The sequence below is a fragment of the Pseudonocardia phyllosphaerae genome (assembly GCF_046546475.1).
GTDB classification, from domain to species: domain Bacteria; phylum Actinomycetota; class Actinomycetes; order Mycobacteriales; family Pseudonocardiaceae; genus Pseudonocardia; species Pseudonocardia phyllosphaerae.
Map to the genome: position 1 here is coordinate 754,042 of NZ_JBKGXS010000001.1, position 25,878 is coordinate 779,919.

Sequence of the window (25,878 nt, forward strand, 5' to 3'; positions counted from 1 at the left end):
GTGTACAGATGACCAGCGAGATCGGCGGCCTGCCGGAGAAGTTCGCGACGCTCGGGCTGACGTTCGACGACGTGCTGCTGCTGCCCGCGGAGTCGGACGTGGTTCCGAGCACCGCGGACACCTCCAGCCACGTCACCCGGCGGGTGCGCGTGCGCGTGCCGCTGGTGTCCTCCCCGATGGACACCGTGACCGAGTCCCGGATGGCCATCGCGATGGCCCGTGCCGGCGGGCTCGGCGTGCTGCACCGCAACCTCGCGCCGGACGCCCAGGCCGCCCAGGTCGAGGTCGTGAAGCGCTCCGAGGCCGGCATGGTGACCGACCCGGTGACGTGCTCGCCCGAGGCGACGCTGGCCGACGTCGACGCGCTCTGCGCCAAGTTCCGGATCTCCGGGGTGCCGGTGACCGACGAGCGCGGCCGCCTGGTCGGGATCATCACCAACCGCGACATGCGCTACGAGGTCGACGAGGACCGCGCCGTCGGCGAGGTCATGACCCGTGCCCCGCTGGTGACCGCGAAGGTCGGTGTCACCGCCGAGGCCGCGCTGGGCCTGCTGCGCAGGCACAAGCTGGAGAAGCTGCCGATCGTCGACGGCGACGACACGCTGCGCGGCCTGATCACCATCAAGGACTTCAACAAGACCGAGCAGTACCCGCTGGCCACCAAGGACCCGGACGGGCGCCTCGTCGTCGCCGCCGCGGTCGGGGTCGGCGACGACGCCTACTCCCGCTCGATGCAGCTCGTCGAGGCCGGTGTGGACATCCTGATGGTCGACACCGCGCACGGGCACTCCCGGCGTGTCCTCGAGACCGTCGCGAAGCTCAAGGCCGAGGCCGGCGACCAGGTCGACGTCGTCGGCGGCAACATCGCCACCTACGAGGGCGCCAAGGCGCTGGTCGAGGCCGGTGCGGACGCGGTCAAGGTCGGCGTCGGGCCGGGCTCGATCTGCACCACCCGCGTCGTCGCCGGGGTCGGCGCCCCGCAGATCACCGCGATCTACGAGGCCACCCGCGCGTGCGCCCCGGCCGGTGTCCCGGTCATCGGCGACGGCGGCATCCAGTACTCCGGCGACGTCGCGAAGGCCATCGCGGCCGGCGCGTCGACGGTCATGCTGGGTTCGCTGCTCGCGGGCACCGCCGAGTCCCCGGGTGAGGTCGTGCTCGTCGGCGGCAAGCAGTTCAAGACCTACCGCGGCATGGGCTCGCTGGGCGCCATGCAGGGCCGCGCCGGTGCGGCCGGGCGCAGCTACTCCAAGGACCGCTACGCCCAGGACGACGTGCTCAGCGAGGACAAGCTCGTCCCCGAGGGCATCGAGGGCCGGATCCCGTTCCGCGGACCGCTGTCCTCGGTCGTGCACCAGCTCGGCGGCGGGCTGCGCTCCGGCATGGGCTACGTCGGCGCCGAGACGATCCCGGAGCTGCAGCAGGCCAAGCTCGTCCGGATCACCGCGGCCGGGCTCAAGGAGAGCCACCCGCACGACATCACCATGACCGTCGAGGCGCCCAACTACGCCGCTCGCTGAACCGTGGAGGCGGTGGTACCGGATCGGTACCATCGCCGGGTATGGCGATGAACGTGCGTTTCACGGACGAGGAGACCGAGCAGCTGCGGATCGCTGCGGAGGCCGACGGTGTGTCCATGAACGACTACACGCGTACGGCGGTCCGTGAGCAGATCGCCCGGCGCGGTCACGAGCGGAAGGTCGCGGACTCCGCCGCGCGTGGTGCGGAGCGGTACGCGGAGGCGTTGCATCGCCTCGGCACGCTGTGACCACCTATCTGTCCCTGGAGGACCTGCTCGCGATCGCCGGGTACGCCGTCGGCGGCGAGCCCGTGGTGCGGGACGCGGGGCTGCTGGAGTCGGCCGCCGCGCGACCGCGCACCACGGTCTTCGGCGAGGACGCCTACCCGACGGTCTTCCAGAAGGCGGCTGCACTGTGCGAGTCGCTGGTGTGCAACCACGCCCTGGTCGACGGAAACAAGCGGCTGGGGTGGCTCGCGACCTGGGTGTTCTGCGATATCAACGGAGTCGTCCTGCAGCCGAGCCAGGACGAGGTCGTCGATCTCATCGTGACGGTCGCGGAGGGGACGATGCGGGACATCCCGGCCCTTGCTGCGCAGCTGGAATCCTGGCAACGCTGACCCGTGCGCCGCCGCGGGAGAACCGCCTCGGGGATGGGGGCGGGCAGCGCACCGCCGGCCACCGCTTAGGCTGTGCCCCGTGCGTGACCTCGTGGAGATCGGGATGGGCCGGGAGGCCCGTCGTGCGTACGACCTCGACCAGATCGAGATCGTCCCGTCGCGGCGGACCCGCAGTTCCAAGGCGGTGTCGACCGCGTGGCAGCTGGACGCCTACCGGTTCGACATCCCGCTGGTGACCCACCCGACGGACGCCGTCGTGTCGCCGTCGACGGCGGTGCGGGTCAGCGAGCTGGGCGGCCTGGCGGTGCTGAACGCCGAGGGCCTCTGGGCCCGGCACGCCGACCCCGAGGCCGCTCTCGCCCGCGTGGTGAAGGCCGCGACCGGCGACGACCCGGGCTCGGCCCAGGCGATCCTGCAGGAGCTGCACCGTGCGCCGGTGCAGGAGTCCCTGATCGTCGAGGCGCTGCGCCCGCTGCGCGACGCCGGCCACACCGTCGCCGCACGGGTCAGCCCGCAGCACGCACGCGAGTACACCCCGGCGCTGCTCGCCGCCGGCGTCGAGGTGCTGGTGGTGCAGGGCACGATCATCTCCGCCGAGCACGTCAGCGCCGCGTCCGACGACGGCGCGGACCCGCTGAACCTCAAGGACTTCATCGCCGACCTCGACGTCCCGGTCGTCGCGGGTGGCGTCGGTGACTACCGGACCGCGCTGCACCTGATGCGTACCGGCGCCGCCGGCGTCATCGTCGGCTACGGCCAGTCCACCGCCACCACGACCGACGAGGTCCTGGGGGTGGGAGTGCCGATGGCGACCGCGATCGTCGACGCCGCCGCTGCCCGGCGCGACTACCTCGACGAGACCGGCGGCCGCTACGTCCACGTCATCGCCGACGGCGGCATCGGCACCTCCGGTGACGTCGCCCGCGCGATGGCCTGCGGCGCCGACGCGGTGATGCTCGGCGAGCAGCTCGCCGAGTCCACCGAGTCGCCCGCGGAGGGGCTGTACTGGACGTCCTCGGCGGCCCACCCGTCGCTGCCGCGCTCGGAGGTCACCGGCCCGGCCCGCACCGGCAACAGCCTCGAGCAGGTGCTCTACGGCCCGACCGACGACCCGTACGGCACGACGAACATCTTCGGCGCGCTGCGCCGCGCCATGGCCAAGACCGGCTACTCCGACCTCAAGGAGTTCCAGCGCGTGGGGCTGAACCTGCGCAGCTGAGGTACGGCCTGCGCCGCGCCCGCGTTCCCGCCGGCGCGGCTCAGGCGGTGACCGCGGCGACGAACTCCGCCGCTCGCTCCCGCAGCCCGGCCCGGCGCTCGTCGACGGTCATGCCGGGCGCGGGCTTCAGTGCGGCCGTGGCCTTCTCCACCCGGACGTGCTCGGCGCAGCTCAGATCGGCGCAGATGTAGGTGCCCACGGTGTCACCCTGGCGCCCCTTCGCCCCGGACCGCGGCGCGGCGAACAGCCCGACGCCGCCGACCGAGTGCGTGGTCCGGCACAGCGCGCACATCGCCGCGGCCCGGGCGGTGCCGTTCGCGGCGCGCAGGACGACGCCGGTGGCGCCGTCGTCGCCGGGGACCAGCAGCACACCGCGGTCGGCGCCGTCGGTGCTGGTCATGGGACGCGACCGTAGTCCGCGCCGCCTGCTGCGGGCGACCGATTTTCGCACCGCAGCCTCCGCGCGGGGCATGATGGCCGGACCCCGAGGTCGAGGAGGACCACCGGATGAGCCGACCCACCGCAGGCGCAGCCATGGGCGGCGGACGCGCGTTCGTCGACGCCACCGGGGCCCGCGTGCCGCTCGGCGGGGTGATCCGCCGCGTCGTCGCCACCGATCCCGGCGTCGGCGCGCTGCTGGTCGAGCTGGGGGCCGACGTCGTCGGCTGCGCCGGAGCGCTCGAGGGCGTCGACACCGTCGGCGACGACCGCGCGCCGGATCCTGCACGGGTCGCGCAGGCCGGGCCGGACGTCGTCGTCACCGGGGCCGCGGGCGGCGCGCACGACCTCACCGACCCGGCGCTGCTCGGGCTGCTGCGGCAGGTCGCGCCGGTCGTCGCGGTCGACCTGTCCCGGCGCCGCGCCTCGTCGGCGGATCTGCGGGCGCTGCTGGGCGCGGTGCAGCCGCCGCCGCACCGCTCGCGGGGGCGGCACGACTGACCACCGGCACGACCGGCCCGCAGCACGACCGGTCCGCGGCACGACCGGCCCGCGGCACGACCGTCAGAGCGTCGCGCGGCGGATCGTGCGGATCCCGACCACCAGGCCCAGCGCGGCCGTCGCGAGCGCCGCGACCAGGCCCCACAGCACCGCGGGCGAGCCGAACGTGCCACCGAACAGGGCCCGTTCGGCGTCGACGATCCAGGTCAGCGGGTTGACCAGCGACACCGCGCGCATCCACGCCGGCCCGGTCTCCAGCGGCAGCATCATCCCGGACAGGATCAGCAGCGGGAACAGCAGCGACTGCTGCACCGCCCAGAACATCCACTCGGTCCGGCGGGTCACGATCGCCAGCGCGTAGGACAGCGCCCCGACGCCGACCCCGAAGATCCCCAGGATCACCAGCCCGGCCAGTACGTGCAGCGGGTACAGCGCGAACCCGAACGGCACCGCGACGAGCGTGATGATCGCGGCCTGCACCACCAGCGGCGTCAGTTCCTTGAGCGCCCGGCCGATCATCAGCGACGACCGGGACAGCGGCGTCGCCAGCATCCGCTCGAACGCCCCGGTCATGATCTCGAACTGCAGGTTCGCGCCGGTCATCGACGTCCCGAACATCGTGATCATGACGACGACGCCGGGCAGGAACCACTGCAGCGGTGACCCGCCGAGCGCACCGGTGCCGCCGGCCAGGCCGGACAGCAGCGGCCCGAACAGGCCGAGGAACACCAGCGGCTGGATCAGGCTGAAGACCATCGAGAACGGGTCGCGGACGATCGTGAGCGTCTCGCGCCACCAGACGTTGCGGACGTCGCCCAGTACGGCCGTGGTCATCTCAGGCCTCCCGCAGGGATCGGCCGGTCAGGTTCAGGAAGACGTCGTCGAGCGTCGGTCGCCGGGACTCGACGGCACGGACGTCGACGCCGGTGTCGCGCAGCCGTCCCAGCAGCCCGGGCACGACGTGGGCGGCGCCGGTGACGCCGACGGTGAGCGCGACGCCGTCCGGCGCCGGGCGCTCGTCGACCTCCGGCGGGCTCGTGTCCGGTTCCGGCACTGCGCCCGCGGCGACCGGTACCGACGCCCCGGCCAGCACCGACGTCGCCACCGCGACGTGCTCGGGCGCGACCGTGACGGTCAGCCGGTCCCCGGCCTGCTCGGCCTTGAGCCGTCCGGCGGTGTCGTCGGCGATGACGCGGCCGTGGTCGATGATCACGACGCGCTCGGCCATCGCGTCGGCCTCGTCGAGGTAGTGGGTGGTCAGCACGATCGTGGTGCCGTGCTGCTCGCGCACGCGCAGGATGTGCTCCCACAGGTTCGCGCGGTTCTGCGGGTCCATGCCGGTGGAGGGCTCGTCGAGGAACAGCAGCCGCGGCGAGTGGATCAGCCCGAGTGCGATGTCGAGGCGGCGCTTCTGACCGCCGGACAGCGTGCTGACCTTGCGCAGGCCGAGCGACTCGAGGTCCAGGGTGCGCAGCAGCTCCTCGGCGGCGTCGAGCGACTCGGCCTTGCCCATGCCGTGGAAGCGGCCCTGCATGACCAGCTCGTCGCGTACCCGGTAGTTGTGCCCGGCACCGTCCTTCTGTCCGATGTAGCCGATGCGTCGCCGCACCCCGGCGGGGTCCTCGGCGACGTCGACCCCGGCGACCACCGCGCGTCCGGACGTCGGCGGCAACAGGCTGGTGAGCATCCGCAGGGTCGTGGACTTGCCCGCGCCGTTCGGGCCGAGGAAGGCGACCAGCTCCCCGGCGCCGACGTCGAGGTCGATACCGCGCACCGCCTCGACAGTCTCGTGGCCGACCCGGAAGGAGCGGGTCAGATTCTCGGTGTGGATCATCGACGCCTCTCGCCGTACGCTGTACCGAATCGCGAAGCGATACAGTACGCCGTACGGAGAACATCTGTCGAGGGAGTTTCCGGTGCCCGATGAACCGCAGCCGTCGTGGGGGACGCCCGAGGGGCAGGCGATGGTCGAGCTGCTCTGGGGCCCGCCGGTCCCGGCGCGGCGCGGGCCCCGGCAGCGGCTGACCCTCGAGCAGGTCGTCGAGGCGGGGATGGCGGTCGCGGCGCGCTCGTTCGACGAGCTGTCCATGCGCAAGGTCGCCCAGGAGCTCGGCGTCGGCACGATGAGCCTCTACACCTACGTGCCAGGGCGCGACGAGCTGTTCGAGCTGATGGTGGACCGGGCCTGGGCCGACCGGCGGCTGCCCGACCCGGCGCTGCCGTGGCGCGAGCAGGCCGAGGTGCACGCGCACGAGGCGTGGCGGATGTACGCCGAGCACCCCTGGCTGATCAGCGCGAACCTGTGGCGGATGCCGCTGGGGCCGCACGTGCTCGACGTCCAGGAGGACCTCTACCGGGTCGTCGCGCTGACCGGGCTGGAACCGCCGACCGTGGTCCGCTCGGCCGGGCTGATCGAGTCGCACGTGTTCGGCGCGGCCCGGGCGACGATCACCGACACCTCGGTGGCGTCGCGGACCGGCGTCGGGCGCGACGAGTACTGGGCGTCGCGCGCGGGGTTCTGGGGCAGCTACTTCACCGCCGAGCGGTTCCCGACGATGAACCGCCTCTACTACGCCGGCGGGTTCGACGAGGCCGACGAGACCGGGGACTGGGAGTTCGGGCTCGGGCTGATCCTGGACGGGATCGCACGCCTGGCCGAGGACGCGTAGCCGGGCCGCGGGCGGCGACCGGTGAGCAGATTCCGGTCGGCGCAGCACACCGTTTCCGTACGTGGCACACGCTGCGGCATGTGCTGCGGACGGAATCGGTGTGCTGCGCTGGGATGTGCGGTGCTCCGCTGGTCAGCCCGCCGGGGTCCAGATCGGCTGGTCGCCGCGGACCCAGCGGACCGCGGGACCGGTGACGTGGGCGGCGTCGGTCAGCCAGTACGTCTGGTCCGGGTCCCAGCCCGCGAGGACGGCGGCGCGACCGTCGCCGATGTCGATCGCGCGCCCGGCAGTGCTCAGGTAGCCGGTGACCGTGAGGTGGACGCCGTCGTACTCCTCGGCGACCCGGCTCCAGTCCGGGCGCACCCACGGCCCCGGTCGCCCGGTGACCTCGTCCCAGTCGTGGCCGTGCTCGGAGGTGACGTCCACCGGATGACGTCGGGCCAGGCCGGCCCAGTCGCCGGGGTCGTCGATCTCGAGGATCCGGGCGTCCGGGGCGACGGAGACGCGGTGCGCGACGGCCTCGTCCCAGCCGTGGCCGGCCTCGACGAGCGCGAGCCCCACCGGGCCGGAACCGTCGAGTGCGCGGGTGCTCCGGGCCAGCTCCTGCGGCGGGACCGACCACCAGAGGCCGCCGCTCGCCTCGCGCCACCGCCACGTCGCGAGCAGCGTCGCCGGGTCCGGTGCCGGTGCGCGGGACTCGCCCGGTGCGAAGTCGACCAGCCACTGGTCGTCGCGCCGCACCGGCGTCGACCACCACGCGGTCCCGGACGCCCGGGCGATCTGCTCGGCGACCGGTACGAGCGCGGCCCGCATCTCCGGGGTGGCGGCCAGGGCCTCGTCGCCGTCCGGGGGCTGCCAGTACGCAGCGTCGTCGACGGACCGCCACAGGCAGTGGAGGAGCCGGGTGTCGTCGGGGATCCCGACCGGGACCTCGGGCAGCAGCGCGGCCACCTCGGCGGCCGATGGCCATGGCGGGTCCTCGTCCGCGTCCGGCGCGGCGTCCAGGTCGGAGCTCGCCACGACGCCGGTGAAGCAGAACCCCGCCTCGCGGGACAGGTGGAACGTCGCGTCCCTCGTCGCGTCGGCGAACCGGCGGGCGCCCGCCCCGGCGTCGTAGGAGCAGCTCAGGGCCCACCGCAGGCACAGGTCCCGGCCCCGCGGCCCGGCGAGCAGGTCCTCCGAGGTGATCGTCATGGCGATCGACCGTACGGAGCGGTGCGGCCCGGAGCGATCCGATTGCACGGCGGGTTCACACACCCCCTGGCCGGTCCGCACACCCGAAATTACGGGTGTGCGGACCCCGGCGGGGGTGTGTGGTCGGGCGGAGGGGTGTGAATGCGGGCGGGGGAGGGGTGAGCCAGGTCGCGTCGTTACGCTGGTCCCGTGCAGACCCCGACCGTCCTCGTCGTGGACTACGGCGCCCAGTACGCGCAGCTCATCGCCCGTCGCGTGCGCGAGGCGGACGTCTACTCCGAGATCGTCCCCGCGTCCACGCCGGTGTCGGAGATCGTCGCCCGGGAGCCCGCGGCGGTGATCCTGTCCGGCGGCCCGGCGAGCGTCTACGCCGACGGCGCCCCGGCCGTCGACCCGGCGCTGTTCGAGGCCGGGATCCCGGTCTTCGGCATGTGCTACGGCTTCCAGGCGATGGCCCGCGCGCTCGGCGGCGAGGTCGCCCACGACGGCACCCGCGAGTACGGCCGCACCGAGGTCGCGCTGTCCGCCACCCCCGGGGCGCTGCACGACGGCCTGCCCGCGACGCACCCGGTCTGGATGAGCCACGGCGACTCGGTGACGGCCGCGCCGGAGGGCTTCACGGTCACCGCGTCGTCGGACCGGGTCGCGGTCGCGGCGTTCGAGAACACCGACCGGCGCCTGGCCGGTGTCCAGTACCACCCGGAGGTCGGGCACTCCCCGCACGGCCAGGAGGTGCTGCGCCGCTTCCTGCACGACGTCGCGGGCATCACCCCGTCCTGGACCACCGCGTCGATCATCGACGAGACCGTCGACGCCGTCCGCGCCCAGATCGGCGACGGCCGCGCGATCTGCGCGCTGTCCGGCGGCGTCGACTCCGCGGTGGCCGCGGCAATCGTCCAGCGGGCGATCGGGGATCGGCTGACCTGCGTGTTCGTCGACCACGGGCTGCTGCGGGCCGGGGAGCGCGAGCAGGTCGAGAAGGACTTCGTGGCCGCGACCGGCGCGAAGCTGCACACCGTCGACGTCGCCGACCGCTTCCTCGACGCCCTCGCCGGGGTCACCGACCCCGAGGAGAAGCGCAAGATCATCGGCCGGGAGTTCATCCGGGTCTTCGAGGCCGCCACGGCCGAGGTCGCGGAGTCCGAGCACGTCGGGTTCCTCGTCCAGGGCACCCTCTACCCGGACGTCGTCGAGTCCGGCGGCGGCGACGGCACCGCCACGATCAAGAGCCACCACAACGTCGGCGGCCTGCCCGACGACATCGAGTTCGCCCTGGTCGAGCCGCTGCGCGCGCTGTTCAAGGACGAGGTCCGCACGGTCGGTGCCGAGCTCGGGCTGCCTGAGGTGATCGTCGGCCGGCAGCCGTTCCCCGGCCCCGGCCTGGGCATCCGGATCATCGGCGAGGTCACCCGCGACCGGCTGGAGACGCTGCGCGCCGCGGACGCGATCGCCCGCGAGGAGCTGTCCGCGGCCGGTCTCGACGGCGAGATCTGGCAGTGCCCGGTCGTGCTGCTCGCCGACGTCCGCTCGGTCGGGGTCCAGGGCGACGGCCGCACCTACGGCCACCCGATCGTCCTGCGCCCGGTTTCCAGCGAGGACGCGATGACCGCGGACTGGACCCGCCTGCCCTACGAGGTGCTGGAGCGGATCTCCACCCGGATCACCAACGAGGTGTCCGAGGTCAACCGGGTCGTGCTCGACGTGACGAGCAAGCCGCCGGGCACCATCGAGTGGGAGTGACCCACGGACGCACGTGAAAGGGGCGGGGCCGCAGTGCGCGGCCCCGCCCCTGTTGTCACCGGGGTACCTGCGGCCCGACCCCCGTCGGGACCGCGCCCTCGCGGTGACCGTGCAGGCCTCCGGCGACGCTCCCCAGCCCGCCGGATGGCCTGCGGCTTATACGTCGTCGGAAGTGGCCCGGGAGTTACGCAGACCGGCCACCAGAATCGCCAGTCCCGCCAGGACGGCCGCCGCCGCGAGCACCCAGCGCAGGTCCAGCAGCTCAGCCGGGGACGTCCCCGCGACGCCGAAACCCCCGCCGACCAGGGCGAACAACCCGGCTACGAGCGCCACCGGGTCGGTGTTGCGCAGTCGCCGCTCAGTCACGGTGCACCTCCACGTAGCCGGTCTCCGACCGCAGGTTCAACTCGAGGACGCGTCCACCGGGCCCGTCCGGACCGGGGTCGGTGACGTCGAGGCGCGCGTCCCGGCCGGACTCGGACCGGCCGTCGACGCTCACGTCGCCCATGCCCGTCGAGCCGTGCACGACGACGTCGGCGTCCTCCGGGACGGTCACCGACACCCCGCCGACGCCGGCCGTGGCCGCCGTCCGGACCGGGCCGTCCGCGCCGGGCGCGGCGGTGAGGTCGAGGCCGGACAGGTCGAGGTCGACCGTGCCGGTGCCGACCCGGTACTCGGGGCGCAGCGCCGCGACCGACGCCGGCGCCTCGGTGACCGAACCGACGCCGTCGCGGGTCGCCCAGCCGTCGGGCCCGACGGCGCCCTCCGCGGCCCCGGTCACCGCGGTGACCAGCGCGAGCAGCACCGCGAACGGGATCAGCCAGCGCCCGGCCCGGCGGAACGCACCGATCACCAGCCCGGCCCCGACGACGACGAGTGCGGCGCCCGGCACCGCGGACGCGGGCAGCGCCCCCGGCGCGGCCAGCAGGACCACCCCGGTCATCCCGGCGACGATCAGCGCGACGGCCAGCGTCACCGGCGTCAGCTTCGAGGTACGGCGCCGCCCGGCGGGCACGGCGCCGGGCTCCGGTCCGGGCTCGGGCAGGTCCCAGGCGAACGGTGCGGCGCCCAGCGGGTCCCAGGCCGGCGGCTGCTGCCGCCCGGGCAGTCCCGCCGACGACACGTACGGCGCCGGGGTCGGGGCCGGTCCGGTCTGCCACGGCGGCAGCGGCGTCGCCGACCGGGCCGCGGCGCGTCCGCCCGGCCGGTTCCCGCGGGTCAGGTGCAGTGCGGCGAGCAGCCCGACGGTGACCAGCAGCGCGATGACGCCGTACGAGCTCCACAGCGAGGCGACCAGCAGCAGCCCGGCGAGGATCAGCAGCAGCACCGACAGTGCCGAGGCCGGCCCGGATCGGCGCGGCGGGGCTCCGGGCGGCCCCGCGTCGGGCAGCACCGCGCAGCCGGCCACGTAGAGGCCGAGGCCCGGCCCGACCAGCGCGGCGACGACGAAGCCGATCCGCACCAGCGTCGGGTCCAGCTCGTAGCGGCGGGCGATCGCGGACGCGACCCCGGCCAGCTTGCGGTCGTCGCGCGGGCGGACCGGCCGGGAGTCCCACATGTCGCGCACGGTGTCCCGTGCGGGGGACCGGGCCGGGCCGGTGGTCGTCGGGTTCATGGCCGTGCTCCCCGTGTGGTCGGTGCCTCGGTGGGCCTCATGACACCGAACCCTGCCGGGCCCCGGGCCCCGCGGGCTCAGGGACGACCCCGAGACGACCCCGGAACGGATCCGGAGGGCCGCGGGGGCGTGCCGTGTGACGATGGAGCACGTGAGCACGCCGACCCCGCCGCCCCGGCCCGGGGCCGCGCCCTGGTGGGCGCGGCCGACCGGCCCCGTGCCCGGTGTCGCCGGGCCCGGAGCCGGCGACGACACCGGCTCCGCCGAGGTAGGGACCGACGTCGTCGCCCGGGATACCCGTACCGACACCGTCGACCCGGTCACCGGTCCCGTCGTGTCCCCGCCGCCCCCGGCGGAGGCGCCCACCCTGGCCGTGCCGCGGACACGGCGGCTGACCCGCCGCCGTAGCGGGCGGATGCTCGGCGGGGTCGCCGGCGGTGTCGCCGACCACCTCGGGACCGACGTCCGCTGGGTGCGGGTCGCGTTCGTCGCGCTGGCGTTCGTCGGCTGGGCCGGGGTGCTGGCGTACGCCCTGTTGTGGGTGTTCGTCCGGCAGGAGACGACCGGGGTCGAGCGGGCGCTGAGCCGCTCGGAGCGACTGCAGGCGATCGGCCTGCTGACCGTCGGCATCGGACTGTCGGTGCTCGCGACGACCGTCGACTCCTCGCTGCTCGGCTGGATCGCCGGTCCGCTGGGGCTGGCGACGATCGGTGCTGCCGTCGTCTGGCGGGAGGCCGACGAGTCGCAGCGGCGCCGGTGGGCGCGGGACGCGCGCAGCCGCGTCGTCGGGGGACGGGCGGCGGTGGCCCGCACGGTGCTCGGTGTCGGCCTGGTCGCCGTCGGCGGCACGGTGTTCCTGCTGGGGAACCTGGATCTCGGCCAGCTGCGGTTCGGGCTGCTCGCGGCGCTGGCGACGCTGCTCGGCGTCGCGGTGCTGACCGTGCCGTGGTGGGTACGGCTGGTCCGCGAGCTCGGCGAGGAGCGGCAGGCCCGCGCGGTCGAGGCGGAACGGACCGAGGTCGCGGCACACCTGCACGACTCGGTGCTGCAGACTCTCGCGCTGATCCAGCGCCAGGCCGGCGACCAGCGTGAGGTGCTGCGCCTGGCCCGCGGCCAGGAACGTGAGCTGCGGGCCTGGCTCTACGGGCCGGGCGGGCGGGCCCGCGGCGGTGACGGCACCGACCCGGCCGCCGAGACGACGCTGTCCGCGGCGATCACCCGGGCCGCGGCGGAGGTGGAGGACACCTACGCCGTCGCCGTCGGGCCGGTGCTGGTCGGCGACGCCGTGCTCGACGCCGACCTGCGCGCGCTCGTCCTCGCCGCCCGCGAGGCGATGGTGAACGCGGCCAAGCACGCCGGCGTCGACGAGGTCGACGTCTACGCCGAGGTCGAACCCGGCGACGACGACGGCCCGGGTACCGCGGAGGTGTTCGTCCGGGACCGCGGCCGCGGTTTCGACCCGGACGCCGTCGACGGCGACCGGCACGGCCTCGCCGACTCGATTCACGCCAGGATGGAGCGGCACGGCGGTACCGTCCGGCTGCGGACGGGCGCGGGCACCGGCACCGAGGTCCGGCTGACGATGCCGGTCGCCGGCCGGCCCGCGCCGCCCGAGCCCGGGCCACGACAACCAGACGTACAGCCGGGGTCCGGGGAACAGCCCGAGCACGTGACCACCGGGGACGAGGGGACGAAGCCATGACCGAGAGCTCCGAGGCCGGCAGCACGGCACCCGACGGGCCGGTGCGCGTCTACCTGGTCGACGACCACGCGTTGTTCCGGTCCGGGGTGCGGGCCGAGCTGGACCGCGGCGACGGGCGGGAGCCCGCCGTCGAGGTCGTGGGGGAGGCCGGGTCGGTGGACGAGGCCGTGGCCGGGGTGGCGCACCTGGCGCCGGACGTCGTCCTGCTCGACGTGCACATGCCCGGTGGCGGCGGTGCGGAGGTCCTGCGCCGGGCACGAGAGGCGGGTACCGAGGCGGTGTTCCTGGCGCTGTCGGTGTCCGACGCCGCCGAGGACGTCATCTCGGTGATCCGTTCCGGGGCGCGCGGCTACGTCACGAAGACGATCTCCCCGCGGGAGCTGGCCGACGCCGTGCGCCGGGTCCGCGCCGGGGACGCGGTGTTCTCGCCGCGGCTGGCCGGGTTCGTGCTCGACGCGTTCTCCGACCGCCCGGGCGCGGCGGCGCCGGTGGACCCGGAGGTCGACCAGCTGACCCGCCGCGAGCGGGACGTGCTGCGGCTGCTCGCCCGCGGCTACGCCTACAAGGAGATCGCCGGGGAGCTGTTCATCTCGGTGAAGACCGTCGAGACGCATGTGTCGAGCGTGCTGCGCAAGACGCAGACGTCGAACCGCTACGAGCTGTCCCGCTGGGCTTCCGACAGAAGGCTCGTGTAGGTCGCGCTAGCGACCGGAGCGAGCCGGAAGGAGCATCGACACAACCAGGAGGCTCGTGTAGGTCGCGCAGCGACCGGAGCGAGCCGGAAGGAGCATCGGCGCAGCCAGGAGGCTCGTGCAGGTCGCGCTGGCGACCGGTGCGAGCCGGAAGGAGCGTCGGCGCAGCCAGGAGGCTCGTGCAGGTCGCGCAGCGACCGGAGCGAGCCGGACGGCGACCGGAGCGAGCCTCAGCTCTCGTCGGAGGACGAACCCAGCAGACCGCCGGTGAGCCCGGTGACCGGCGCGGTGGTGTCACCGACGGTCTTCTCCAGGCCCTGCTTCTCCGGCTTCTCCGACGAGTCGTCCGAGGACGTCGCCGGGGCGCTGTCGGAGGACTTCTCCGACGACTCCGCCTGCGGCTCCTCGGACCCGGTCTCGGAAGCCCCGGTCTCGGAGGACCCGGTCTCGGACGACCCCGTCTTGGAGGACCCGGTGAGCGGGCTCGTGACGCCGTCGACGGTGTCGGTGACGCCCTGCAGCGGGGACCGCTTCGCCGAGGTGCCGGACTTCTCGTCGTCCGACTTCCCGGAGACCGTGTCCGTCGTCTTCTCGACGGTCTTCCCGACGGTCTTCGCCACGGACTTCTCCGAGGACTTCTCCGACGACGAGGCCTGCTTCTCCGGGGTGTCCTTCTCCGCGGAGTCCGCCGTGCCCGAAGCCCCCGAGCCGCCGGTGAGCGACGTGGTGAGGCCGCCGACGGTGCCGGTGACGCCCTGCACCGCACCACTGCCGGTGGAGACCAGCGAGGAGACGGCGTCGTCGTCGGTCTTGCGGTGCTTGCCCTTGCGCACGGCCGGGGTGCTCTGCTGCTCACCGTCCTCGGAGTCCGACGGGTCGGCAGCACTGGTGTCGAGCAGCGAGGTGACCGGCTTCGCGGCGTCGAGCACCGGGCCGGTCAGCGGCTCGGTGCCCTTCAGCACGGGCTCGGTGACCGGGCTGACTGCGCCGAGCACCGGCGTCGTCACCGGCTCGACGGTGTCCGACAGGCCCTTGGTGACGGGCTTCAGCGGCTTCGTCAGCGGCTCGGCCGTGTGCGTGACCGGCTTCAGGACGCCGCCCGCGGTCTCGCCGACCGGGGCCGCGGCGTGCGCGACCGGCTCGGCGGCGTGCCCGACGGTGTCCCCGGCCGGGCGCAGCGTCTCGGTGGTGTCCTGCAGCGGCCCGGTGCTCTTCGCCTTGGGCGACGTGGACCCGCCCGACGGCGGGGTCGACGACGGCGCCGGCCCGGTGACCGGCTCGAACAGGTTCTTCGACGGCGTGCGGTCCGGGCCGCCGTTCAGCCCGGAGACCACCGGAGCGAGCGCGGAGCCGGCACCGCCGCCGGCGATGTGCGACGGCGCGGCCAGCACCGGTGCCAGCGGCTTCGACGGTGCGGCCAGCACCGGGTTCAGCGGCTTCAGCGGTGCGGGCAGCTCCGGAGCGGCCACCGGGAGAACCGGCGCGGGGCGTGCCGGAACAGGGCCCGTGGCGGGACGGGCCGGAGCGGTGCCCACGGCGGGGCGTGCCGGAGCGGTGCCCACGGCGGGACGCGCCGGGGGCTGCGCCGCGGCCTGCGCGGCCTGCGCGGCCGAGGTGACCTGCTGTGCGGGGGCGGCGGCCGCACCGGCCGCACCGCCCGACGCGGCCACGGTGCGCAGCGCGGTCGCGGCACCACCGTTCGCCGGGGCGGACGGCCCGAACGCGACGGCCATCCAGCCGCTCGCACCGGGGGCGGTCGCGGGAGCCGGGGCCGCTGCCGGGGTGGCCGGCTTCGCGAGCGGCGAGGTCAACGCGACGTTGGTGGACCGGTAGACGTCGGGGAGCACCGAGGGACCGGCCGCGACCGGGGTGCCCTGCGGGGCGGCCCCGGAGAAGCCGGGGACGCCGGGCACGAGCCCGTCGGCGGTGGCCTGGGTGTCGGAGTCGTGCGAGGTCGCCGCGTTGTAGAGCGCGGCACCGAGCACCGACCCGGCGGCGACGAGCACGCCCGCGGCGACGCTCGCACGGCGCCTGCCGAGCTTCGGGTGTGCGGGCCAGGTACCGGCGCTCTCGGCGGTGGAGTGCTGCGGCGGGAGCTCGATGTCGGGCCAGCCGCCGGGCGCACCACCCGGAGGGACGTCGCCGGGCGCACCGGCGCCACGGCCCTCACGGCGCAGCAGGTCGCCGACGGACAGGACGGCGGCACCGGTGGCGGCGACGGCAGGGCCGGTCGCGCTCGTCCGGTGCTTCTCGTGGCGTGCCCGCAGCTCGGCGACGCTCATGGCGTCCGCCTCACGACGTCCGGTTCCCGGGGTGCCGGGGAGCGGGGAACCGGTGGGGGTGTCGGTCACAGCCGCACGTCCTCCTTCGGGTCGTATCGACGTGAGTAGATCTACCCGAACCCAGACGGATCACCAAGCGGTCACCGTCCGCTCGTCGCAGCTCCACCGAACGGGTGTATCCCGTTCGTCGGCCGCATTCGACCGTTCGTCCTGCCTGGTGGCGTCACGGGCAACCCCGTCGCCGGTCTGACGGTGGTGAAATCCCAGGTCGCTTACCACCGGGTCCATCCATGCGGCCTGTCGTCGTCGATCGCCGAACGGTAGGCCGTCCGGGCGTGCCGGAACCGCGGTCACGGTCCGCGACGGCGAGGGGCGGGGCGTCAGCCCACTCCGAGGCGACCGCGTCCCAGACGGAGCAGCATCATCGCCAGCTCCCGGCCCTCGGGGCCGAGCGCGGCGAACCGGTCCAGGACGGCCATCTCGCGGCTGTAGACGATCCGCGGGCCGCCGGTGGCCTTGCGTGCCGCGGCGATCCGCCGCGACACCTCGGTGCGGCGCAGGATCGCGTCCAGGATCTCCTTGTCCAGCCGGTCGATCTCCTTGCGGAGCTCGTCGATCTCGGCGTCGGTGCCGAAGACGGGCGCGGGGGTCTCGGCGGGCTCGGTCACGGTCGTCTCCTCGTCTCGGTCGGGCGGCGCACCGCTCGACGGGGTGTGCGGCGCCGGAGGGCCGAGGACAGACGAACGCCCCGGGTCCTCCGGACTCCGGGGCGTGCAGTGCCGTCGTGGCTCAGCCGACGGTCGCAGCGGGCACCGGCATCCGGGACCCGTAGCGAAATCGCCTGGCGTCGAGCACACCGGCAGTCTGCCACAGGACGCACGCCGGGCCGAGAGTGTCGGACCCCCGGCGTACCGTGTTCCCTCACGATGAGTGCGCTGTTCGAACTCCCCGGCACGAGCTCGATCCCCGAGCCCTCGACCTCCCGCGGCCGCGCGCTGCTGGAGGGGCTCAACGACCGTCAGCGTGAGGCGGTGACCCACGCCGGGTCGCCGCTGCTGATCGTGGCGGGTGCGGGGTCGGGCAAGACCCGCGTGCTCACCCACCGGATCGGCTGGCTGCTCGCCGAGCGCGGCGTGCACCCGGGCGAGATCATGTCGATCACCTTCACGAACAAGGCCGCGGCCGAGATGAAGGAGCGCGTCGACGGCCTGGTCGGGCGCCGGTCCGGCCCGATGTGGGTGTCGACGTTCCACTCCATGTGCGTGCGCATCCTGCGCCGCGAGGCCAAGCACCTGGGTGTGCGCAGCGCCTTCTCCGTCTACGACGCCGACGACACCCGCCGCCTGGTCGGCATCGTCGGGCGCGACCTGGAGCTGGACGCGAAGAAGTTCGCCCCGCGTGCCCTGGCCGCGCAGATCTCGAACCTGAAGAACGAGCTGGTCTCCCCGGAGGAGGCTGCCGAGCAGGCCGGCACCGACCACGAGCGGCGGATCGCCGAGGTCTACGGCGTTTACCAGGCCCGGCTGCGCCAGGCGAACGCGTTCGACTTCGACGACCTGATCATGGAGACGGTGTCGCTGCTGGACCGGCTGCCCGCCGTCGCCGAGTACTACCGGCGGCGGTTCCGGCACGTGCTCGTCGACGAGTACCAGGACACCAACCATGCGCAGTACGAGCTGGTCCGCCAGCTGGTGGCGCCTGCGACGGACGCCCAGGACGGAGCGCAGCGGGAGTCCGCATCGGCACAGGACGGAGCGCAGCGGGAGTCCGCATCGACACAACCCGCCGAGCTGTGCGTGGTCGGCGACTCCGACCAGTCGATCTACGCTTTCCGTGGCGCGAACATCCGCAACATCATCGAGTTCGAGCAGGACTTCCCGGACTCGCGCACGATCCTGCTGGAGCAGAACTACCGCTCCAGCCAGACGATCCTGACCGCGGCCAACCGGGTCATCGCCCGTAACCCCGAACGGCGGGACAAGCGGCTCTGGAGCGACGCGGGCGACGGCGAGAAGCTCGTCGGCTACGTCGCGGACAACGAGCACGACGAGGCGTCGTTCGTGGCGAAGGAGATCGACCGGCTCGTCGACTCCGGGGAGTACCGCAACTCCGACATCGCCGTGTTCTACCGGACCAACAACCAGTCCCGGGTCTTCGAGGACGTGTTCCTGCGGGTCGGGCTGCCCTACCGCGTCGTCGGCGGGGTCCGGTTCTACGAGCGCCGCGAGATCCGCGACGCGCTGGCCTACCTGCGGGTGCTGTCCAACCCCGAGGACACGGTCAGCCTGCGCCGCGTCCTCAACGTGCCCAAGCGGGGCATCGGGGACCGGGCGGAGGCGGTCGTCGCCGAGCACGCCGAGCGCGAGCGGACCTCGTTCGCCCAGGCGCTGCGCACCGCGGCCGAGGACCCGGGGCGGCTCCCGGCGCTGGCGACGCGCTCGCAGCGCAACATCGCCGGGTTCGTCCGGATGCTCGACGAGCTGCGCGAGCTCGTCGACCGCGGCGACGACACCGCCGAGATCCTCGAGGCGATCTACGCCCGCACCGGGTACCTGGAGGAGCTGCAGGCCTCCGACGACCCGCAGGACGGCACCCGGATGGACAACCTGGCCGAGCTGGTCACCGTGGCCCGGGAGTTCGCCGGCGACGCCGCGGTCGCCGACCTCGCCGAGGGCGACGGCGGCGGCGCGATCGGCTCCGGCGAGGCCCCCGCCTCCGGCGGGCCCGGCTCCGACGGGAGCGACCCTGCCGGACCCGGCTCCGAGGGGACCGGCGCCGGGCAAGCCGGTCCGGAGGCACCGGACTACGCGAGCGAGGACGCCGCCGGGGAGCCCGAGCCGGGCTCGCTGGCCGCGTTCCTGGAACGGGTCGCGCTGGTCGCCGACGCCGACTCCATCCCCGGCGACGAGTCGGGCCTGGTCACCCTGATGACCCTGCACACCGCGAAGGGCCTCGAGTTCCCGGTGGTGTTCCTGACCGGCTGGGAGGACGGCGTCTTCCCGCACCTGCGCGCCCTCGGCGACCCGAAGGAGCTCGCGGAGGAGCGCCGGCTGGCCTACGTCGGCATCACCCGCGCGGAGCAGCGGCTCTACCTGTCCCGGGCGATCGTCCGGTCCGCGTTCGGGCAGCCGAGCACCAACCCGGCGTCGCGGTTCCTCGACGAGGTGCCCGACGAGCTCGTCGAGTGGCGGCGCACCGAGGAGCAGCTGGCGGCGTCGCGGCCGTCGGCGCCGGTGGGGCGTTTCGGGTTCGGCGGGCGGCGCCCCCAGGCGTCCGACCGCGGGGACTGGAAGGTCCCCGAGCGGACGCTGAACAACCAGTCCCTGCAGCTCGACGTCGGCGACCGGGTGCAGCACGACAAGTACGGCCTGGGCACGGTGATCAGCGCCGACGGCACCGGCCCGCGGGCGACGGTGACGATCGACTTCGGCTCCGGCGGCACGGTGCGGCTGATGCTCATCGGCGGCGTGCCGATGCAGAAGCTCTGACCCCGTCGGCCCGGCTCCGCCGGGCCCCGCCGGCGCACGAGGACCACGAGCGCGGGCGCCCCGGGCCCGGGGCTACAGCGCCGAGCCGCCGCCGGTCAGGTGCGTGACGTCGAGCCCGCGCGTGCTCAGCCACGGCAGCGGGTCGATCTTCGTGCCGTCCGGCTCCCACACCTCGAGGTGCAGGTGCGGGCCGGTGGACTGGCCGCGGTTGCCGACCTCGGCGATCTGCTGCCCGGCCTTCACCTTCTGGCCGGCCTCGACCAGCGACCTGTTGATGTGGCCGTAGACCGTGTGGGTGCCGTCGGGGTGTTCGAGGACCACCCACATGCCGAAGCCGCTGGCCGGCCCGGACTTCTCGACGACGCCGTCGGTGAGGGCGAAGATCGGCGTACCGATCGGGGCGGCGAGGTCGATCCCCTTGTGCTGCACGCCCCAGCGGGAGCCGAAGCCGGAGGTGAACCGGCCGGCGGTGGGCATGACCAGGGTCTCGCCCTTGAACTGCACGGCCTTCGGGGCGCCCTGCGCGGTCGCCGAGCTGACGGCCTTCTCCGCCACGGCGGCCCGGCTGCTCATCTTCGTGGCCTTGGTGAGGCTGGCGACGTCGACCTTCGAGGTCTTCTCCAGGTCGGGCACCGACGACGCGGGGGTGTGGGACAGCTGCTCCCCGCCGATGGCGCTCGACGCTGCGCGGGAGGCGGCGTCACCGGGACCGGCGGCGCGGACGTCGTTCACCGGCAGCATCGACGACGCGGCGAGCCGGGAGTAGGCGGGGTCCTCGACGGTCTTCTCCCCGGAGAGTCCGGGGACGCCGAGCAGGCCGGCGACGGTCTGACCGGCGGCGACGAGTGCGCCGCCCGCGGCGGCCACCACGGTGACGCGGTGCCGGGCGGTCGGCTGCGGAAGCGCCGGGAGGCCGTCACGGCTCGCGGAGGCGGCGACGCCGGGGGGCGTGCCGGGCCGGAGCTCCGGTCGTACGGCGCCGCTGGGGGAGCGGTGCTGCGCCAAGACCTGCCCTTCTGTGTACAGGTCGCCCGGACCGGGCGGTGGCGGTCGGAGTGGGGGCTCCGCGGGGGGAGGACGCCGGTTCGGGGCCGGTGTCCGGCACCGTGATCGGTCCGTGACGTGGTCGGCAGGACCGTAACCCGACCGTCGCAACGCATCAACGGCACCCCGCCGTTCGGGTGCAGGCGGTCGTCCGCCCGCGACGACCGGTCGGGTGACAGCGCCGTGCGTGATCTTCCCGAACGGCGGTGCGGCGGAGGTACGGGTGACCCGGCCGGCTCAGGCCAGGCGCGGGGCCCGGGCACCGGCGGCTCGGGTCACCGGCTGCTCGGGGCGGGGTTCGGGGTGGGGCCGCAGCTCCCGCACCCGGCCCCGCTCGCCGCGGGCGAGAGTGCTCGCGACCCAGTGCACGGCGCGCGGGTCGATCGGCAGCGAGAGGTGCCCGACGTCGTCGAGGGCCAGCTCCTCGACGTCGAGGTCGGGGTGGCGCAGCCGGGAGTTGCGCTGCGGGACGATCACCTCGTCCATCCGGGACCACACCGCCAGGAACCGGGTGCGGCAGCCGGGTGCGGGCTCGCCGAGCTCGGCCAGCAACGGCGAGCCGGGGCGCAGCTGGCGGACCAGCGGCGTCGGCATGAGGTGGGCCAGGGTGCTGCCCCCGTGCGGCGAGCCGAGCGTGACCAGGGTGTCGACGCAGGCGTCGCCCCCCATCCGCTGCACGTAGTAGCGGGCGATGACCCCGCCCAGCGAGTGCCCGACGACGTGCACGGTGTCCGAGCCGGTGGCCTCGCGCAGCCGCTCGACGTGCCCGGCGAGCTCGTGTGCGGCGGTGCGGACGTCCGCGGTCAGCAGGCTGTAGTTGATGGCGTGCACGACGCCGAACCCGCGGCGGCGCAGGGCGTGCGCGAACACCGTGAACACCGACCGGTTGTCCAGGATCCCGTGCACCAGCAGGATCGGCGTCCCCGCGGCGGCCGGGTCGGCGACGACCAGGCTCCGTTGTGCGGGCGGCAGGCTGTCGGTCCGGTAGTGCCCGCGCGGCCGGATCGTCTCCTCCAGCAGTCCCACTGGGTAGAGCGCCACGTGCGCGGTCAGCCACGCCCACTCGACGGCGAGGCCCTTGAGTCCCGCGGGTGAGGTGTAGGTGCGCAGCGCGTAGTCCGCCGCCTGCCCGAGATCACCGGCCAGGGACACCGCCCCCGAGGCGATCGCGCGCAGGCGACCCCACCCCGGTAGCGACGTCGCCATGTCCTGGAGGGTAATTCACATCACAGAAACATGCGTCCTCCTGCGGATTCGCCGTTGCCGATGGCCCGATCGGTGGCGACGATCACGTGCCCGGTCGTCTGAATCGTGTCGCAGGGCCGATCAGGTGACTGCTGTCACCAACCCCAGGTCAGGACCGGTGCACCGAGCGTGGCTAGGCTCGCCGTCGCAGCACGACCGACGTCCGCGACCGCTGCCGCCTCCCCTGTGCGGAGCGCGCCCCGGGGCCTCGCCCCGAGGTGTGGTCGCGGCGAGAGCGAAGTGGAGCGGGAGAGCCGAGTGGACCTGTACGAGTACCAGGCGAAAGACCTCTTCGCCGCGCACGGAGTCCCGGTGCTGCCGGGCAAGACCGTGGACGACGCCGCCGACGCCGGTGCCGCAGCCTCCGAGCTGGGCACCGCGGTCGTCGTGAAGGCCCAGGTCAAAACCGGCGGCCGCGGCAAGGCCGGTGGCGTCAAGCTGGCCGAGAACGCCGACGAGGCCAAGGAGAAGGCCGAGGCCATCCTCGGCCTCGACATCAAGGGCCACATCGTCCACCAGGTGCTGGTGACCGAGGCCAGCGACATCTCCGAGGAGTACTACTTCTCGTTCCTGCTGGACCGGTCGAACCGCACCTTCCTGGCCATGTGCTCGGCCGAGGGCGGCATGGAGATCGAGGAGCTGGCCGTCGAGCGCCCGGAGGCGCTGGCCCGCATCCCGATCGACCCGATCGCCGGTGTCGACAAGGCCAAGGCCGACGAGATCGTGGCCGCGGGCAGGATCCCGGCCGCCGTCGCCGACGAGGCCGCGAACGTCATCGTGAAGCTGTGGGACACCTTCGTCGGCGAGGACGCCACGCTGGTCGAGGTGAACCCGCTGGTCCGCGACCCGCAGGACAAGGTGATCGCCCTCGACGGCAAGGTCACCCTCGACGGCAACGCCGACTTCCGCCACCCCGAGCACGAGCAGCTCGTCGACGAGCGGACCGAGAACCCGCTCGAGGCGAAGGCCAAGGCCAAGGGCCTCAACTACGTCAAGCTCGACGGCGGCCAGGTCGGCATCATCGGCAACGGCGCGGGCCTGGTCATGAGCACCCTCGACGTCGTCGCCTACGCCGGTGAGGCCCAGGGCGGCGTCAAGCCGGCCAACTTCCTCGACATCGGTGGCGGCGCGTCGGCACAGGTCATGGCGGACGGGCTGGACGTCATCCTCGGCGACGACGAGGTCAAGAGCGTCTTCGTCAACGTCTTCGGCGGCATCACCGCCTGCGACGCCGTCGCGAACGGCATCGTCGAGGCGCTGAAGATCCTCGGCGACGACGCGACCAAGCCGCTCGTCGTCCGCCTGGACGGCAACAACGTCGAGGAGGGCCGCAAGATCCTCGCCGACGCCAACCACCCGCTCGTCACCGTGGTGGGCACCATGGACGACGCGGCCGCCAAGGCCGCCGAGCTCGCGAACGCTGGAGCCTGAGACATGTCGATCTTCCTCAACGAGAACAGCAAGGTCATCGTCCAGGGCATCACCGGCGGCGAGGGCACCAAGCACGCCACCAAGATGATCGCGGCCGGGACGAACATCGTCGGCGGCGTCAACGCGCGCAAGGCCGGCACGACGCACACCGTCGGCGACACCGACGTGCACGTCTACGGCACCGTCGAGGAGGCGATGAAGGAGACCGGCGCCGACGTGTCGGTCGTCTTCGTCCCGCCGAAGTTCGCCAAGGACGCGGTCATCGAGGCCATCGACGCCGAGATCCCGCTGGCCGTCGTCATCACCGAGGGCATCCCGGTGCACGACGCCGCGTACTTCTGGGCGCACGCCGTGGCCAAGGGCAACAAGACCCGCATCATCGGGCCGAACTGTCCCGGCATCATCTCGCCCGGCAAGTCCAACGCGGGCATCATCCCGGCCGACATCGCAGGCCCGGGCCGGATCGGCCTGGTGTCGAAGTCCGGCACGCTGACCTACCAGATGATGTTCGAGCTGCGTGAGTTCGGCTTCTCCACCGCCATCGGCATCGGCGGCGACCCGATCATCGGCACCACGCACATCGACGCCCTCGAGGCGTTCGAGGCGGACCCCGAGACCGAGGCCATCGTCATGATCGGTGAGATCGGTGGCGACGCCGAGGAGCGCGCGGCCGCGTTCATCAAGGACAACGTGACCAAGCCGGTCGTCGGCTACGTCGCGGGCTTCACCGCGCCGGAGGGCAAGACCATGGGGCACGCCGGTGCGATCGTGTCCGGTTCCGCCGGCACCGCGCAGGCCAAGAAGGAGGCCCTCGAGGCCGCGGGCGTGAAGGTCGGCAAGACGCCGTCGGAGACCGCCGGGCTGATGAAGGACATCCTCGCCGCGAAGTGAGTGCCGCGACGTGAGTGTGGTGTAGCGGCGACTCGCGCCGCGAGCCGGCGGGCCCCGGGAGCTGTGTTCCCGGGGCCCGCTGTGCGTCCGGTCCCCGCTGTGTGTCCGGTCCCCGGGGCCGCCGCGTGTGCCGCGGCCCGGCTTCCGGGCGTTCCCGGTGACACGACCGGGGGTCCCCCGGACGTGCGGCGGTGCGGCCCCGCGATGGGCTAGCGTCAGGGCGCCTGCCGCCTGCCCTGCGCGCGGTGCCGCTGTTGCTGCAGTTGTTGCTGCTGGCGTGTCCCTGTTGCCCTGTCCCTGTTGCCGACCGCCGCGTCCGAGCGCGGCCCGCGGGAGATGTCCGAGATGACGACCCACCAGCCGGATGCCGGTTCGACGCCCGCGCCCGACCCGGCGCCGCCCGCTCCGGCCGGTGCCGTCCGCGCCGCCGCCGTCGCCGGTGCGGTGCTCGCTCTGCTGGCCTACCTGACCGCGTTCTTCGGCAACGGGGCGCTGTTCTGGCTGCCGCTCGCGCCGGTCGTCGCCGGTGGGGTGTGCGCGATGCTGTCGCTGCTGCCCGGCACCGGACGCGTGCTGGTCGCCGGAACCGCGCTGTCGGTCACCGGTGTGCTCGTCCACCTGCTGGCGCTGACCAGCACCACCTCGACGTACGCGCCCGGTGTCCCCGGCTGGGCCGGGTTCGTCCTCGCGCTGTTCGCGGCGATCGCGATCGGCTATGCGCAGGCGCTGCTCAGCGGGGTCGTGACGTCGTCGGCGTCGAAGCCGAAGGCGTCCGCTCAGCCGGATCCGCAGTGGGCGGCCGCGCAGGCGCAGGCCGGGTACGGCCGTCCGGGGTACGGGCAGCCGCCGTACGGCCAGTACCCGGGCCAGCCGGTGCAGCAGATCCCCGGCCAGGCTCCCGGCCAGCCGGTTCCCGGGCACCCGTACGCGGCGCCCGGTGAGTACGGCCCGTACGGCGTCGCGCCCGGGCAGTACGCAGGTCAGCCGCAGCAATACCCGGGCGCGCAGTACGCCGCCCCCGGGCAGCACGGGGCTCCGGCGCAGTACGGGCAGTACGCCGCCCCCGGCCAGTACGGGCAGTACGGCTACACCGGCGGCCCGGAGTCCTACGCCCGTCCGGAGTACCGGAGCGATCGCACCGGCGCCGAGCGGACGGGTGCCGAGCGATCCGGTGGGGCGCTGTCCGGAGTGGTGCCGGGGTCGTCGGCCACGGGGTCGGCCGCGGGGTCGTCGGCCACCGGTTCGTCGGCCGGGCAGTCGCCGGCCGCGGGGGCGTCCGCGGAACGCGCGGCGGGGTCCACGGGCGTGCCGGCGTCGTCCGGGGCGGTGCCGGCGTCCGGGAGCGACGATCCGCCGCGGGTCACCGAGATCCCGGTGACCGACCCTGCGAGTGCCGACCGGGCCGTCCCGGGCCCGGACGAGACCACGGTGCGTGCCGAGGATCCCGCCGCGCGTGCCGCGGAACCTGCCCCGCGTGCCGAGGACGCCGCCGCGCGTGCCGAGGACCCGGCCGGGCCGGGCGCGAGTGTCGACGAGTCCACCCGGGCGATGCGCCCGGAGCGCTCCGGCGAGTCCTGACCGGCGTCCG

22 protein-coding genes and 1 pseudogene are annotated in these 25,878 nt (G+C 74.0%); 13 read left to right on the forward strand and 10 right to left on the reverse strand.

All coding sequences use genetic code 11. The annotated features are described in order from the left end of the window. Positions 1 to 8 precede the first annotated feature (8 nt). From guaB to ACLE50_RS03645, 4 genes are all read left to right on the forward strand, one after another. On the forward strand, positions 9 to 1,520 hold the full coding sequence (gene guaB, locus ACLE50_RS03630) for an IMP dehydrogenase (protein WP_410941890.1): 1,512 nt from the start codon (positions 9 to 11) through the stop codon (positions 1,518 to 1,520). Between the two features lie 41 nt (positions 1,521 to 1,561). Then, entirely contained in the window at positions 1,562 to 1,768 is a 207-nt protein-coding gene (locus ACLE50_RS03635; RefSeq protein ID WP_410941891.1) for a plasmid mobilization protein, read from the forward strand. Further along, a complete protein-coding gene (locus tag ACLE50_RS03640) occupies positions 1,765 to 2,139 on the forward strand; it encodes a type II toxin-antitoxin system death-on-curing family toxin (protein WP_410941892.1) in 375 nt (124 codons plus the stop codon). Before ACLE50_RS03635 ends, ACLE50_RS03640 begins: the two co-directional genes overlap by 4 nt. Positions 2,140 to 2,218: 79 nt before the next feature. Beyond that, positions 2,219 to 3,358 carry a GuaB3 family IMP dehydrogenase-related protein gene (locus ACLE50_RS03645; RefSeq protein WP_410941893.1) on the forward strand — a complete coding sequence of 380 codons (1,140 nt, stop codon included), beginning with the start codon at positions 2,219 to 2,221 and terminating at the stop codon, positions 3,356 to 3,358. Between the two features lie 40 nt (positions 3,359 to 3,398). Here ACLE50_RS03645 and ACLE50_RS03650 read toward each other — a convergent pair whose 3' ends face one another. Further along, positions 3,399 to 3,758: an FBP domain-containing protein gene (locus ACLE50_RS03650; protein WP_410941894.1), complete on the reverse strand. Its 360-nt coding sequence runs from the start codon at positions 3,756 to 3,758 to the stop codon at positions 3,399 to 3,401. A 107-nt stretch (positions 3,759 to 3,865) separates the two neighbouring features. On the opposite strand from ACLE50_RS03650, the gene ACLE50_RS03655 reads away from it, so the two are divergent. Then, on the forward strand, positions 3,866 to 4,297 hold the full coding sequence (locus ACLE50_RS03655) for a substrate-binding domain-containing protein (RefSeq protein ID WP_410941895.1): 432 nt from the start codon (positions 3,866 to 3,868) through the stop codon (positions 4,295 to 4,297). Positions 4,298 to 4,360: 63 nt separating this feature from the next. Here ACLE50_RS03655 and ACLE50_RS03660 read toward each other — a convergent pair whose 3' ends face one another. Both ACLE50_RS03660 and ACLE50_RS03665 read right to left on the reverse strand, forming a co-directional pair. Beyond that, positions 4,361 to 5,131, reverse strand: coding sequence for an ABC transporter permease (locus ACLE50_RS03660; RefSeq protein WP_410941896.1), 771 nt, complete (start codon positions 5,129 to 5,131; stop codon positions 4,361 to 4,363). Between the two features lies 1 nt (position 5,132). After that, positions 5,133 to 6,131 (reverse strand): ABC transporter ATP-binding protein, encoded by a 999-nt coding sequence (locus ACLE50_RS03665; RefSeq protein ID WP_410941897.1) that lies wholly within the window; start codon positions 6,129 to 6,131, stop codon positions 5,133 to 5,135. 82 nt (positions 6,132 to 6,213) lie between these two features. Between ACLE50_RS03665 and ACLE50_RS03670 the strand changes: the two genes are divergently transcribed. Continuing rightward, positions 6,214 to 6,966 carry a TetR/AcrR family transcriptional regulator gene (locus ACLE50_RS03670; protein ID WP_410941898.1) on the forward strand — a complete coding sequence of 251 codons (753 nt, stop codon included), beginning with the start codon at positions 6,214 to 6,216 and terminating at the stop codon, positions 6,964 to 6,966. A gap of 132 nt (positions 6,967 to 7,098) precedes the next feature. On the opposite strand, the gene ACLE50_RS03675 is transcribed toward ACLE50_RS03670, so the two are convergent. Further along, positions 7,099 to 8,160, reverse strand: coding sequence for a serine/threonine-protein kinase (locus ACLE50_RS03675; RefSeq protein ID WP_410941899.1), 1,062 nt, complete (start codon positions 8,158 to 8,160; stop codon positions 7,099 to 7,101). 189 nt (positions 8,161 to 8,349) lie between these two features. Here ACLE50_RS03675 and guaA point away from each other — a divergent pair, with 189 nt between their 5' ends. Then, entirely contained in the window at positions 8,350 to 9,900 is a 1,551-nt protein-coding gene (gene guaA, locus ACLE50_RS03680; RefSeq protein WP_410941900.1) for a glutamine-hydrolyzing GMP synthase, read from the forward strand. A gap of 156 nt (positions 9,901 to 10,056) precedes the next feature. Here the strand turns inward: guaA and ACLE50_RS03685 are convergent, their stop codons facing one another. Both ACLE50_RS03685 and ACLE50_RS03690 read right to left on the reverse strand, forming a co-directional pair. Then, complete coding sequence (locus ACLE50_RS03685) at positions 10,057 to 10,266, reverse strand: hypothetical protein (protein WP_410941901.1); 210 nt, start codon at positions 10,264 to 10,266, stop codon at positions 10,057 to 10,059. After that, positions 10,259 to 11,515, reverse strand: a complete 1,257-nt coding sequence (locus ACLE50_RS03690; RefSeq protein ID WP_410941902.1) for a PspC domain-containing protein — start codon at positions 11,513 to 11,515, stop codon at positions 10,259 to 10,261. Before ACLE50_RS03690 ends, ACLE50_RS03685 begins: the two co-directional genes overlap by 8 nt. 142 nt (positions 11,516 to 11,657) lie before the next feature. Here ACLE50_RS03690 and ACLE50_RS03695 point away from each other — a divergent pair, with 142 nt between their 5' ends. After that, the gene (locus ACLE50_RS03695; RefSeq protein ID WP_410941903.1) at positions 11,658 to 13,217 is read left to right on the forward strand and encodes an ATP-binding protein; all 1,560 of its coding nucleotides are present in this window, start codon (positions 11,658 to 11,660) and stop codon (positions 13,215 to 13,217) included. Continuing rightward, on the forward strand, positions 13,214 to 13,912 hold the full coding sequence (locus ACLE50_RS03700; protein ID WP_410941904.1) for a response regulator: 699 nt from the start codon (positions 13,214 to 13,216) through the stop codon (positions 13,910 to 13,912). Before ACLE50_RS03695 ends, ACLE50_RS03700 begins: the two co-directional genes overlap by 4 nt. 227 nt (positions 13,913 to 14,139) lie before the next feature. Here ACLE50_RS03700 and ACLE50_RS03705 read toward each other — a convergent pair whose 3' ends face one another. Both ACLE50_RS03705 and ACLE50_RS03710 read right to left on the reverse strand, forming a co-directional pair. Next, on the reverse strand, positions 14,140 to 16,260 hold the full coding sequence (locus tag ACLE50_RS03705) for a hypothetical protein (protein ID WP_410941905.1): 2,121 nt from the start codon (positions 16,258 to 16,260) through the stop codon (positions 14,140 to 14,142). A 311-nt stretch (positions 16,261 to 16,571) separates the two neighbouring features. After that, positions 16,572 to 16,868: pseudogene (locus ACLE50_RS03710) on the reverse strand (chorismate mutase); the annotation flags it as partial. A 249-nt stretch (positions 16,869 to 17,117) separates the two neighbouring features. Between ACLE50_RS03710 and ACLE50_RS03715 the strand changes: the two are divergent. Continuing rightward, positions 17,118 to 19,679 (forward strand): UvrD-helicase domain-containing protein, encoded by a 2,562-nt coding sequence (locus ACLE50_RS03715; protein ID WP_410941906.1) that lies wholly within the window; start codon positions 17,118 to 17,120, stop codon positions 19,677 to 19,679. Positions 19,680 to 19,751: 72 nt separating this feature from the next. Here ACLE50_RS03715 and ACLE50_RS03720 read toward each other — a convergent pair whose 3' ends face one another. After that, positions 19,752 to 20,684: a M23 family metallopeptidase gene (locus ACLE50_RS03720; RefSeq protein ID WP_410941907.1), complete on the reverse strand. Its 933-nt coding sequence runs from the start codon at positions 20,682 to 20,684 to the stop codon at positions 19,752 to 19,754. Between the two features lie 276 nt (positions 20,685 to 20,960). Next, a complete protein-coding gene (locus ACLE50_RS03725; protein ID WP_410941908.1) occupies positions 20,961 to 21,929 on the reverse strand; it encodes an esterase/lipase family protein in 969 nt (322 codons plus the stop codon). 279 nt (positions 21,930 to 22,208) lie between these two features. On the opposite strand from ACLE50_RS03725, the gene sucC reads away from it, so the two are divergent. The 3 genes from sucC (at position 22,209) to ACLE50_RS03740 (ending at position 25,868) form a co-directional block, all read left to right on the forward strand. Continuing rightward, entirely contained in the window at positions 22,209 to 23,399 is a 1,191-nt protein-coding gene (gene sucC / locus ACLE50_RS03730; RefSeq protein WP_410941909.1) for an ADP-forming succinate--CoA ligase subunit beta, read from the forward strand. 3 nt (positions 23,400 to 23,402) lie between these two features. Beyond that, positions 23,403 to 24,290 (forward strand): succinate--CoA ligase subunit alpha, encoded by an 888-nt coding sequence (sucD, locus tag ACLE50_RS03735; RefSeq protein WP_410941910.1) that lies wholly within the window; start codon positions 23,403 to 23,405, stop codon positions 24,288 to 24,290. Positions 24,291 to 24,590: 300 nt separating this feature from the next. Then, entirely contained in the window at positions 24,591 to 25,868 is a 1,278-nt protein-coding gene (locus ACLE50_RS03740) for a DUF5336 domain-containing protein (RefSeq protein WP_410941911.1), read from the forward strand. Positions 25,869 to 25,878: the final 10 nt, after the last annotated feature.

Bases quoted from the DNA above. Each gene is read 5' to 3' on its own strand.
- ACLE50_RS03700 (WP_410941904.1), top strand. From the start codon at position 13,214: ATGACCGAGAGCTCCGAGGCCGGCAGCACGGCACCCGACGGGCCGGTG.
- ACLE50_RS03655 (WP_410941895.1), top strand. From the start codon at position 3,866: ATGAGCCGACCCACCGCAGGCGCAGCCATGGGCGGCGGACGCGCGTTC.
- ACLE50_RS03660 (WP_410941896.1), bottom strand. From the start codon at position 5,131: ATGACCACGGCCGTACTGGGCGACGTCCGCAACGTCTGGTGGCGCGAG.
- ACLE50_RS03675 (WP_410941899.1), bottom strand. From the start codon at position 8,160: ATGACGATCACCTCGGAGGACCTGCTCGCCGGGCCGCGGGGCCGGGAC.
- ACLE50_RS03665 (WP_410941897.1), bottom strand. From the start codon at position 6,131: ATGATCCACACCGAGAATCTGACCCGCTCCTTCCGGGTCGGCCACGAG.
- sucD (WP_410941910.1), top strand. From the start codon at position 23,403: ATGTCGATCTTCCTCAACGAGAACAGCAAGGTCATCGTCCAGGGCATC.
- guaB (WP_410941890.1), top strand. From the start codon at position 9: ATGACCAGCGAGATCGGCGGCCTGCCGGAGAAGTTCGCGACGCTCGGG.
- ACLE50_RS03715 (WP_410941906.1), top strand. From the start codon at position 17,118: ATGAGTGCGCTGTTCGAACTCCCCGGCACGAGCTCGATCCCCGAGCCC.
- ACLE50_RS03695 (WP_410941903.1), top strand. From the start codon at position 11,658: ATGGAGCACGTGAGCACGCCGACCCCGCCGCCCCGGCCCGGGGCCGCG.
- ACLE50_RS03690 (WP_410941902.1), bottom strand. From the start codon at position 11,515: ATGAACCCGACGACCACCGGCCCGGCCCGGTCCCCCGCACGGGACACC.
- ACLE50_RS03650 (WP_410941894.1), bottom strand. From the start codon at position 3,758: ATGACCAGCACCGACGGCGCCGACCGCGGTGTGCTGCTGGTCCCCGGC.
- ACLE50_RS03635 (WP_410941891.1), top strand. From the start codon at position 1,562: ATGGCGATGAACGTGCGTTTCACGGACGAGGAGACCGAGCAGCTGCGG.
- ACLE50_RS03725 (WP_410941908.1), bottom strand. From the start codon at position 21,929: ATGGCGACGTCGCTACCGGGGTGGGGTCGCCTGCGCGCGATCGCCTCG.